Raw genomic sequence first — 11172 nt, 5'->3', positions numbered from 1 at the left:
CAGCGGCGAGCGCCGCCGCCGCTCTCGCCGCCCGCTACCACGCCCACACCGACGGCCGGAGCGCGGAGCGCGTGGCCGACGCCCTCCTCGGTCCGGTCGACCCCACGGCACCCCGCACCCCCGCCGCCCCCGTTCGATCCACCGGCCCCTCCGCTCCCGACCGGTGGATCGTCCTCTTCGAGAGCTACTACGGGCGCAACGCCTCGTGCAACCCCCGCGCCATCGACGGGGAGATCGCGCGGCGCTGCCCCGACGCGCGGCGACTCTGGGCCGTCGCCGATGAGGCGGTCGTCGTGCCGGTCGGTGCCGAGGCGGTCGTGGAGGGTAGCCCGGCGTGGGTCCGCGCCCGGGACGAGGCCCGGCTCCTCGTCATCAACGACTGGATCCGGGACCGCTGGCGCCCCCGCCGGGGACAGTTCGTCCTGCAGACCTGGCACGGCACTCCGCTGAAGCGGATCGCCCTGGGACGAGGCCGCATCGACGTGCGTGCCGCTGCCGCCGTCGTGCGACAGTCCACCCGCTGGTCGGCCATGCTCGCGCAGAGTCCGACGGCCGCGAGGGTCCTGCGGCGCGCGTATGCGGTGCGGGGCCCGATGTGGACCACCGGCTATCCCCGCAACGACATCCTCGTCCACGGATCCGCCGACGGCATCCGTGCCGCCCTCGGGGTCGAGGGACGCCGAGTCGTCCTCTACGCGCCGACGTGGCGCTCGCAGGATCTCGCCTCCGCTCACCTCCTCGACTCCGCTGCCGTGGCCGAGGCACTGGGTCCCGAGTGGGTCGTCCTCGTGCGCGGGCACGCCCGCACCATGGTGGAGCGACCGCCGACCGAGGCGGCCGGAGTCATCGACGTGACCCGCTATCCCGACGTGTCCGACCTCATGGCGGTGGCCGACGTCCTCGTCACCGACTACTCCTCCGTCATGTTCGACTTCAGTGCCACCGGCCGGCCGATGGTCTTCTTCGTCCCCGACCTCGCCGACTACGAGCGGCGCGAGCGCGGGTTCTACTGGTCGCTCGCGGACCGCGCACCCGGTCCCCTCGTCACGACGACGCAGGACTGTGTCGCCGCGATCCTCGCCGACGACGCCGAGCGCTGGGCCGACCGGTACGCCTCCTGGCAGCGGCAGTTCAACCCGCTCGACGACGGTCGGGCCGCGGCGCGGGTCGTCGATCGTCTCGTCGCCGCCGGTGCCCTCCCGGCACCCGCCACGACGGAGTAGGCAGCAGGTCCATCGGGGTCAGGCGTCGGCCGCCGGGACGGTCGGCTCTCGCACGCGCGAGGTGTCGAGGACCCCCTCGACTCCCCTGGCGCAGCCGACGAGGAACCCGGCGCCCCAGGACAGGTGCATCGTCGCGAGGGTGCCGACGTCGAGGACACGGTCCCGCGCACTCCGCGCCCCGAGGCCCCCGGCGAGCGCGTAGCCCAGGACCGCGAGGTAGCCGGCCGGCGCGGCATACACCGCCGTCATGACGCGCGGCACCCGAGTGACGGTGCTGGCGACTCCGACGACGACCGAGGCGCCGAGGCCGATGACGAGGAGCGGGGCGGCGAGATACCGCGGCTTGGTCCGGCCGTGGCGGCGGACGAGGACCCCCCGCCAGGAGCCCGTCGCATACATCTGTCGCGCGAGGGCACCCCACGACGAGCGCGGATGGTATGCCACCTCGACGTCGGGGATGTGGATGACGGCATGCCCGGCGGCGCGGATGCGCGCGTTGAGGTCGTAGTCCTCGCCACGCCACAGGCTCTCGTCGTACCCGCCGACCTCGTCGAGGACCTCGCGCCGGAAGGTGCCGAGGTAGACCGAGTCGGCCGGGCCTTCGGACCGTCCCCCGTGGTAGACCCCGCCGCCGAGGCCGAGCGGGCTGTTGTATGCGCGGGCCACCGAGCGCTGCACGGGGCCGTCACCCCGGGCGCGCATGATGCCGCCGACGTTCGCGGCACCCGTCCGCTCGAGGGAGCTGACCATCCGCTCGGTGTACCCGGCAGGCAGCTCGGTGTGGGAGTCCACCCGGACGACGATCTCGCCGTGGGACGCCGCGATCGCCGCGTTGAGCCCCGCCGGGATGTGCACGGCCGGGTTCGCGACGACGGTGACCCGAGCATCGTCCGCGGCGAGCCGCGCCGCGACGGCGTCCGTTCCGTCGCTCGACGGGGCGAGGGCGATGACGACCTCCTGGGCGCCGTCGTACTCCTGGTCGAGGACCGCGCGGACGGCCGTCTCCAGACGCGTCGCCTCGTTGAGGACCGGCATCACATAGGAGATCGCGGGGCGCACGCCGGTCAGGCCTTCCGCTCGATGTCCATCGCATAGCACTCGAGCGTGTCCTTGATGGGACCGTCGAGGACGAGCCGGCCCCCGGTGAGGTACAGGCCTCGGGTGCAGAACCGGCTGAGGTCCTTCTCGCTGTGGCTGACGAGGAAGAGGGTGCGCCCCTCGGCGAGCAGGGCCTCCATCCGGGCGTAGCACTGGTTGCGGAAGGCGCGGTCGCCGACGGCCAGCACCTCGTCGACGAGGATGATCGGCTCGTCGAGGGTGGTGATGACGGCGAACCCCAGGCGCACCTTCATGCCGGAGCTGAAGTGCCGGAACGGCGTGTCGAGGGCCCGCTTCACCTGGGGCCCGGCGAAGTCGACGATCTCGTCGAACCGCTCCTCGACGTCCTCGCGACGCAGCCCGTGGAGCCCCGCCGTGAGGAAGATGTTGTCGCGTGCGGTGAGCTCACCCTTGAAGCCGCCCGTCAGCTCGATGAGCGGAGCCACCCCCTGCGTCACTTCGACGTGTCCCTCGTCGGGCAGCATGACGCCCGCGATGATCTTCAGGAGCGTGCTCTTGCCGGTGCCGTTCGGGCCCACGATGCCGACGGCCTCACCCTGCTGGACGTCGAACGTCACGTTGCGGAAGGCCCAGAACTTGCCGGGTGTGTGGGTCGCGCCGCGCGAGAACAGGAGCTCCCGGATCGACATGTGCCGCTTGCGGCTCGTGAAGAACTCGATGCCGACGTCCTCGGCGTGGATGACGGTGGTCATCGCCTAGATCTCCTTGAGGACGGCGCGCTCCAGCCGGACGAACACCCAGGTGCCGAGGCCGAGGATCACGAGGGAGAACGCGACGCCGAGGACGACGGAACGCCACAGGATGGGCTCCTTGAACAGGCCCGCGCGTTGGAGCTCGAGGACCCCGGCCATGGGGTTCGACTCGATGACGACCCGGAAGCCCTTCGGGACCCGAGCGGGCGAGTAGATGACGGGGGTGGCGTAGAAGAGCATCCGCAGCAGGATGCGGATGACCCGCTGCATGTCCGTGACGAGGGCGGTGACGGGAGCGAGGAGCAACCCGAACCCGACGAGCATGACGATCTGGAGCGCGACGCCGAGCGGGAACAGGACGATGCGCGCGTTGACGTGGGTGTCCCCCCGCGCGACATAGATCGCGACGAAGAGGACGAGGACGGGCAGGGAGTAGACGTACTCGACGAGCTTGGACGCGACGACCCGGACGACCCAGACCTCCCGCGGCAGGCTCGTGGAGCGGACCAGCTTGGAGTCGGCGAGCAGCGACGTCGCGCCGTCGGTGATCGACTGCGTGAAGAACTGCCATGAGAGGAGACCGACGACGAGGAAGAGGAAGTACGGCTTGTGGCCGACATCGCTGCGATGGAAGATCTGGGTGAAGACGAAGAAGTAGATCAACGACATGAGCAGCGGGTCGAGGACGGTCCACAGATAGCCGAGCCAGGACCTGGCATACCGGACCCGCAGGTCGCGCACGACGAGGGTCCGCACGATGCTGCGGTGCTGCCAGACGGCTGCGACCCGGCCCGTCGGACCCGTCGAGGACACCCGTGTCGCGGTCATCCGGTGATCCTAGGCAGCAGGGGGACGCCGTCGGCGACGAGCCGGTCGACGACACGCTCGGCGGCGTGGCCGTCGTCGAGCGGACAGAATCGGCGGCGGAACTCCGTCAGCATCGGCTCGTATGCCGCGAGTCCCTCCGGATCGCGCAGGACCTCGATGAGGCCGTCGGTGTCCTCCACCAGTGGTCCGGGCGCCTCCTTCTCGAAGTCGAGGTAGAACCCCCGCAGCTCGTCGCGGTAGTGGGCGAGGTCAGGGACGAAGAAGGCCATGGGCCGGCCGGTCACGGCGAAGTCGAACATGACCGAGGAGTAGTCGGTGACGAGGACGTCCGCGGTCGCGAGGAGGTCCTCCATCGAGATGCCGCCGAGGGCGCCGTTGTGGACGCCCCGGGGCAGCCGGACCTTCCCGCGGACGATCGGGTGGAGGCGGACGATGATCTCGTGCGTCGTCCCGACCGCGGCCAGCAGCCGCTCGAGGTCGAGCGCGATGGAGAACCGGAACTTCGTGCCGACCCTCTGGTCGTCACGGAAGGTCGGGGCGTAGACGAGGACCTTCTTGGAGCGCGCGAGACCGAGACGACGACGGACCTGCGTCGCCCGCTGCACCGCCCGGTCGTCGGCGAGGACGTCGTTGCGCGGGTACCCGAGCTCGAGGACCTCGCCGTCGTAGCGCAGGGCGGACCGGAAGCGCTCCGTCGCCCAGGCGCTCGGCGAGAGCAGGTAGCTCCACTCGCCGATCATCGTGTCGACGCGGTCGACGTATCCCTCGTCGCGTCCGACGATCTCGTCGAGGTCGTGGAGCATCCGCTTCAAGGGTGTCCCGTGCCACGTCTGGACGTAGACGGTCGCCTCGGGGCGTCGCATCCACGAGGGCATGTTCTGGTTGTCGATCCACACCGAGGCGCGTCCGAGCGCCCAGACGTAGCGCAGCGACCCTCGGACCAGCCCGGTCGCGCCGTCCGGCGCGGCGACACCACCCGTCACGACCCACCGCAGCGACCGGTCCGAGCCCCGCCTGACGAGCTCGTCGAAGATCGCGCGGGGGCTGTCGCCGGTGTCCCGCCCCAGGTTGCTCTCGAGGACGATGGCGCCGCTGCGAGGCAGCCTGCGGGCCAACCCGTAGGCCCGGCGCACGAGGGGCACGCGCACCCTGTCGCGGACCCGGACGTACCGCCGGTCCTTCCGGGCCCGCTCGGCGACCCTCGAGGAGGTCTCCATGAGGTCACGGACCATCGGGGGGATGAGCCGACGACGCGGCGTCGCCCGGACCGCCTCGACGATCCGCTCTCTCGCACCGGTGTCCCGGAAGCGGGTCAGCGCGGTGGCCTTGCGCCGGGCCTCCGGGCTGATCGTGAACTCCCGTGCGGCGGCGAGCCGCAGCGCGTCCATGACCTCGGCCGGCGTCATCGCGATCTCGCCCGGCAGCTCGGCATCGAGGTCGAAGTGCGAGGGCCGTGGCCCGAGGAACCGCGACCTGTCGAACTGGTAGTAGACGACCGGCCGGTCGAGGAAGGAGAAGTCGATCGCCGCGCTCGTGTAGTCGGTGAGCATGACCATCGAGCGCAGCAGCAGATCCTGCACGTCGAGGTCGCCGTGCCGCAGGAGGTTGACGTTGGGGAAGGTCAACAGGTCGGAGTACGCCTGCATGTTGGCGTGGAGGTAGAAGTCGGCCTCCAGGTCGTTGTCGACGAGGAAGGCGGAGAACTCCGGCGAGTCGAGGAGGGCGTGCCACTCGGCGGCGAACTCGCTCGTGACGACATCCTCGGCGGAGCGCAGCCAGTCGCGCCACGTCGGCATGATGAGCAGCCGTCGCTCGGGCGCCCGGCCCTCGCCGAACAGGCGGTCGTGGCGGGACAGCCCGGTGAGGGCGACCCGCCGCGCGGGCCACCCGAAGTCCTCCTCGATCATCCGCCGCTCGCGGTCGGAGCTGACGATGATCTGCTCCGCGGTGAACCCGGGCGCGTCGTACCCGTAGTTGCGCACCATGTTCTTGGTGCCCATGATCCCGTGCTGCAGGAAGACCCGTCGCGCGCGCACGGCGCGCTGGAACCCGCGACGGCGGGTCGCGAGGAGGTAGTCGGCATGGTGGGAGCTGATGATCCGTGACGCCGCGAGGGTCGACTCGACGTGCTCGCGGCTGCCGAAGAGGACGACGTCGGAGTCCCCGAGCCGATCGCGGTCCGGCGAGTCCGCGGCGATGACGTACCTGGCGTCGATCTCCGGATGGTTGTCCCGGAGGTACTCGAAGAGGGCCAGCCCGGTGTCCTGCGCCGTCTCCGGACGCTCGCCGACGAGCCACACCGGATGCCTGCGCGACCGGAGGCGGAGCCGGACGGCGTGGCGCAGCGGGGCCTGGGCGACGGCCGCCGCGTCGGCGTCGATGGGCCGCACCTCGAGCGCGAACGCGCGCGCCTTGAACGTGCGGTAGGCCCGCACCTCCACGGCCCGGTCGCCGTCCGAGAAGACCGATCCCGGGAGGTCGAGCCGGGCGCTCGGGGCTACCCGACGCAGCGGGACCTCGAGGGGAGCCTCGATGCCGGACGCCCGGACGAGGAAGTGGGCGTCGAGGAGCTCGGGCCGCGCGAACCGGCCGAGGAGGTCGGTGTCCCGGATCGTCGCGCGGAACCGGTAGCGCCGGTGCCCGTGGTGACGGAGCCCGTGGTCGGCGACCTCGGTGAAGGCCGCGGGGACCGTGATCCGGTCGTCGGTGCGTCGGCCCACGAGGACGAGCTCACCACCGTCGACCTCGGCGTTGAGCGGGTCGAGGGTCCCTCGCAGCTCCCACGACGTCGCGGCGTCCCGGATCCTCGTCACGCTCCCCGACCCCACGACCGGCGGGACGTCGTCCCCGAACCGGAGGGTGAGGTTCCCCTTGGCCGACACGTAGGCCGTGAGGACACCGCCCGCGGAGGCGACCGAGGTCAGGGCGCACACGCGCGCCGAACGGAATCCCGACAGTCCGGTCCGGGCCGGCGCGTCCAGCGTCCCGAAGGCGGGTCCCACGAGCTCGAGGACGGCCGTCGCGAAGAGCGGCTTCGGCCGGCCTTCGGGCGTGGGAGTCGCGCCGGACCGATGACTCTCGAACACGCGCAGCAGCTCCGGCAGGGGCAGGACGACGCGTCCGGATGCGGGATCCGGCTCGCCCGCCCACCAGACCCGCCCCGGATCCCCCCGCGGGACGACGAGGACCCGGCACAGCCGGTTCGGCGGAGCGAGGTCGGCCTCGATGACGAGCGAGTCCCCCTGCCGGACGACGGCGATGGACCGCTGGGCGGTCCGCCACCGGACCACGGTGTTGCGCCACCCTCCCAGCACGCCGCCCTCACTTCGTCACCCGGCCCGTCGGCACCTGCTGCCGCGGCCACGCACTCTACCGTCGGCTCACCCGGTCCCGGGAGAGGTCACCATCCGCAGCTCACTGGTCCACCTGTCAGCCTCGTGACGCCGCCCCCGGCCCGCTCGGGCGGTCGTCCGCCGAGCCGGTGGTCCGCTCCAGCTCCTGCAACGCCTCGTTGATCGCGATGGACCGGACGAGCCTGCGCAGCCTCTCGTCCGACTCGCGGAGCCGGAAGTACAGACCCATCGACGTGAGCGTGAAGACGACGACGAGCCCGTAGAGCAGCAGATCGGTCCCTCGGCCCACGCCGAGGAACGTGGCGGCCCGCTGGGTGATGCCGGGAGCGACGATGGAGATGACGGCGAGCACGAAGAGCCCGATGGTGACGACCCGCGTGCCCGCGCGCAGCTCCACCCGCTGACGGTTGCGGAACAGGGCGATGAGCATGAACAGCGCGAAGCCCACGAGCGGAACCTTCACCCACTGCATCAGCGGTGCCCTCGCAGTATTCGGTTGATGAGGACGTCGACCCCGATGTTGATGGAGTTCATCGAGCGCTGGCCCTTGCCGCGCGAGTACTCGGTGTAGGCGACCCGGACGGGATACTCCTCGAAGGGCGTGTGGTGACTGCCCATCCGGTCGAGGAACTCGCTGGCCCACCCCATGTCCGGGGTCCGCAGGTCGAGGATCGTCGCGAACTCCCGGTCGAAGACCCGAAGGCCCTGATGGGCATCGGTGAGCCGCACGCCCGAGGTGACCCGTTCGAAGACGGTCGCGACACGCAGCAGCCAGCGCCGCGACGCCGTCATGCCGTGTGAGTCCACGCCGAGGAACCGCGACCCGATGATGACCTGCACCGGCGCCTCCCGGATCCGAGCGACCATGCCGACCGCATCGGCGACCCGGTGCTGGCCGTCGGCATCGAACGTCACGACGTATCGCATACCGGGGTCATGGAGAGCGAACTCGACCCCGGTCTGGAGCGCCGCTCCAGCACCCAGGTTGATGGGATGCCGGACGACGACGCCGCCCGCGGCACGAATCTCGGCGTCCGACCCATCGATCGAGCCGTCGTCGACACCGACCACGCGAGGGAAGGACTCACGAAGCCCCCTGACGACCGTCCCGACCATCGGGGCCTCGTTGAACGTCGGGACGACGACCCAGACGTCCTCGTTCGCCACAGCTCTCCGTTCCTCCATCCCAGGTCTCCATGAGCAGGGCTACGCTGAGGCGTCCCCCATCGGCTGCCCACCACTCTAGACTGCGAAGGAGCGCCGCCACGTGACCGTGCAGGCGTCCGTCGTGGTACTCGGGTACGGCGCCGAGCCGGAGCTCGAGCGATGTCTCGACGCCGTCGTCGCCCAACTCGGCCCCGACCGCGAGGTGATCCTGCTCGACAACGGCGTCGACCGACTCGACGACCGGCGGCCGGGATGGTCCCGCGCGATCCGCCTCGTCCGGTCCGGCGAGAACCTCGGGTTCGCCGGTGGATGCAATGCCGCAGCCCTCGAGGCGCGGGGGGACCGCCTGGTGTTCCTCAACTCCGATGCCATCCTTCGGCCGGGAGCGCTCGACCGGCTCCTCACCGCGCTCGACGACGACCGGATCGGCATCGCCTGCGGCTGTCTGCGCCTCGCCGACGCGCCGGACCTCGTCAACTCGGTCGGGAACCCGCTCCAGTTCGCCGGGCTCACCTGGGCCGGCGAGTGTGGGGCACCGGCGGCCGAGCACTCGCGGCCCGGGCGCGTCGCGGTCGCCACGGGAGGGTTCTTCGCGCTGCGTCGCGAGGTGTGGGACCGCCTCGGAGGGTTCGATGCGACCTACTTCGCCTACCACGAGGACACCGACCTGTCGATCCGGGCCTGGCTGGCCGGCCTCGACGTCGTCGTCCGTCCCGACGCCGTGGCCGACCACCACTACGAGTTCTCGCGCAACCCCCGCAAGATGTTCCTCCTCGAGCGCAACCGGCTCGTGACCGTCCTGACGGACTACCCGCGGGGCCTGCTGTGCCGGACCCTGCCGGCGGTCCTCCTCCTCGAGCCTGCCTTCCTCGTCCTCGCCGCCCTCCAGGGTTGGCCGATGGAGAAGCTGCGCTCGTGGTGGTGGCTCGCTCGGCATCCTCGCTACCTCCGTCGGCGCCGGTCCACGGTCCAGGCCGCCGTGACGGCCACCCGACCCAGTGCTCTGCTGGCGCGCCTGATGATCGCTCCCATCGACCCTCCCAACGTCACCCAGCCACCGGGCATGTCGGCGATCAACGCGATGCTGCACGGCTACTGGTGGCTGGCCACGCGGGGCCTCGATGCGGACTGAGCAGCGCGGCAGCGCGATGTCTCTGCGGAAGGGGTCGCTCACCATCGCGGTCGGGCTCGCGTTCTTCGCCGGGGCGACGTACGTCTTCACCGGGGTCACGACACGAGCGCTCGGTCCGGTGGGCTTCAGCGAGTTCTCCGTGTTCTGGGGCCTCGTCTACGGCGTCGGCCTCGGGGTGGCCCTGCCGTTCGAGCAGGAGACGAGCCGTCGCGTCGCGGAGCTGAGCGGCCGGGGCGACGACGCCGAGCCGGTCTTCGCGACGGCCGTTCGCGCCGCCGGCCTCCTGACGGCGGTCGCCGCCGTCCTCGTCGTCGTGCCGCTCGCCATCGTGCTGAGCCGCGGCACCGGTCACGCGGTGGTCCTGGCCGTCACCTCGGTGGCCGCCCTCGCCGGGCTCTCCGCGGCATACGTCACCCGGGGCGCACTCTCCGGCTCGCGGCACTTCCTGACGTATGCCGTGCAGGTCGGGATGGAGGGCCTGCTCCGCATCGTCGGCGCGGGCGTCCTCGCCGTCCTGGCCGTTCGCTCGCCGTGGCCGTATGCGGCGCTCGTGTCGGTCGCTCTCATCCTCGCCGTGCTCCTCACGGGCTGGCACTGGTGGCGTGGGGCGCGCCGGGTCGCGACGCACGACCTGTCGCCCTACCTCGCGGCCCTCGTGGCCATCGTGATCGCCAGCACGATCGCGCAGTGCCTCGTCAACTTCGGGCCGGTCGTCGTCCACCTCCTCGACAAGGACCGCTCCGGGGCGGCAGCGGGATCCTTCCTCGCCGCGGCGCTGATCGCCCGGACGCCGACCTTCGCCTTCGCAGCGGTCCAGGCGGTCCTCATCCCCCGGCTCGTCGAGGCCGTCGTGCGTCGCGACGCCGCGGACTACCGCCGGATCCTGGCCACCGTGCTCGCGGGCGTCACCGCCCTCTCGCTCGTCGCCGTCGCCCTGTGCGCCGCGGCGGGGCCCTGGCTCATGCATCTCCTCGCCGGCCCCGGGTACGACCTGCCCCGCACCGACATCGTCCTCCTGGCCGTGTCGACCGGTGTCTACCTGATGACCCTGGCCCTCCAGCCGGCCGCCGTCGCCGTCTCACAGCACCGGCGCACGGCCATCGTGTGGATCGTCGCGGCGACGGTGTTCGTCGCGCTGTGTCTCCTGCCGGTCGGCCCCGTCCGGGCCGTCAACGTCGCGATGGTCGGGTCCATGACGACCGCCGCCGTGGGCCTGTGGGCGATTATCATGCGCGCGGTCGGTCGCTACAGCTGAGCGGCCATCCGGCGGGTCGGGCGCAGCGCGCCACGGATTACCACGGTGCTGCTGGTAGACAATTGGGGTCCGACCGAACGCCGACCGACGGAGTCCCGACCATGAGCCCCTCATCGGACGACGAGGTGCGACCGATCCCGCAGCGCCGAGCCGGGGATGCACCGGCACCCGGCTCGGGGGACGACGATGTCGTCGTCGTCGACACCAGGCGCCGGTTCAAGGGACGCCCGCAGCCCGCTCCGGCACCCCGTGCCATGACGACGGCGAGGACACCTCAGGGAGCGTCGGGAGCCGCGGCTCCCCCGCGGTCCGCGGCTCCGCCACGAACCGCCACCCGGTCCATGCCCGTCGCCGAGGACCCGTCGCCACGAGCACGAGCGTCGCGTGGCGACCGGCCCGCCGG

At 71.6% G+C, this 11172-nt stretch carries 9 protein-coding genes; 3 read left to right on the top strand and 6 right to left on the bottom strand.

Features of this window, described 5'->3' with window-relative positions:
• Positions 1 to 1223: CDP-glycerol glycerophosphotransferase family protein (locus tag BN12_RS17375; RefSeq protein WP_053080074.1), on the top strand; the 1223-nt coding region annotated here is incomplete at its 5' end.
• A gap of 18 nt (positions 1224 to 1241) precedes the next feature.
• Here the strand turns inward: BN12_RS17375 and BN12_RS17370 are convergent.
• From BN12_RS17370 to BN12_RS17345, 6 genes are all read right to left on the bottom strand, one after another.
• Complete coding sequence (locus BN12_RS17370) at positions 1242 to 2282, bottom strand: glycosyltransferase (protein WP_235432450.1); 1041 nt, start codon at positions 2280 to 2282, stop codon at positions 1242 to 1244.
• 5 nt (positions 2283 to 2287) lie between these two features.
• A complete protein-coding gene (locus tag BN12_RS17365) occupies positions 2288 to 3034 on the bottom strand; it encodes an ABC transporter ATP-binding protein (RefSeq protein ID WP_048554430.1) in 747 nt (248 codons plus the stop codon).
• 3 nt (positions 3035 to 3037) lie between these two features.
• Positions 3038 to 3862, bottom strand: coding sequence for an ABC transporter permease (locus BN12_RS17360; protein ID WP_048554429.1), 825 nt, complete (start codon positions 3860 to 3862; stop codon positions 3038 to 3040).
• On the bottom strand, positions 3859 to 7152 hold the full coding sequence (locus BN12_RS17355; protein WP_162233101.1) for a CDP-glycerol glycerophosphotransferase family protein: 3294 nt from the start codon (positions 7150 to 7152) through the stop codon (positions 3859 to 3861). The genes BN12_RS17360 and BN12_RS17355 overlap by 4 nt, the downstream gene beginning before the upstream one ends.
• 139 nt (positions 7153 to 7291) lie before the next feature.
• Positions 7292 to 7687, bottom strand: coding sequence for a DUF2304 domain-containing protein (locus BN12_RS17350; RefSeq protein ID WP_048554426.1), 396 nt, complete (start codon positions 7685 to 7687; stop codon positions 7292 to 7294).
• Positions 7687 to 8400, bottom strand: coding sequence for a glycosyltransferase family 2 protein (locus BN12_RS17345; RefSeq protein WP_048554425.1), 714 nt, complete (start codon positions 8398 to 8400; stop codon positions 7687 to 7689). Before BN12_RS17345 ends, BN12_RS17350 begins: the two co-directional genes overlap by 1 nt.
• 82 nt (positions 8401 to 8482) lie before the next feature.
• On the opposite strand from BN12_RS17345, the gene BN12_RS17340 reads away from it, so the two are divergent.
• Together BN12_RS17340 and BN12_RS17335 are read left to right on the top strand one after the other, a co-directional pair.
• Positions 8483 to 9514, top strand: a complete 1032-nt coding sequence (locus BN12_RS17340; RefSeq protein ID WP_048554424.1) for a glycosyltransferase family 2 protein — start codon at positions 8483 to 8485, stop codon at positions 9512 to 9514.
• 16 nt (positions 9515 to 9530) lie between these two features.
• On the top strand, positions 9531 to 10769 hold the full coding sequence (locus BN12_RS17335) for a lipopolysaccharide biosynthesis protein (RefSeq protein WP_048554422.1): 1239 nt from the start codon (positions 9531 to 9533) through the stop codon (positions 10767 to 10769).
• Positions 10770 to 11172 lie beyond the last annotated feature (403 nt).

It is taken from the genome of Nostocoides japonicum T1-X7, from assembly GCF_001046855.1.
In the GTDB taxonomy this organism is placed as follows: domain Bacteria; phylum Actinomycetota; class Actinomycetes; order Actinomycetales; family Dermatophilaceae; genus Nostocoides; species Nostocoides japonicum.
This window is presented reverse-complemented; position numbering and strand designations above follow the sequence as displayed.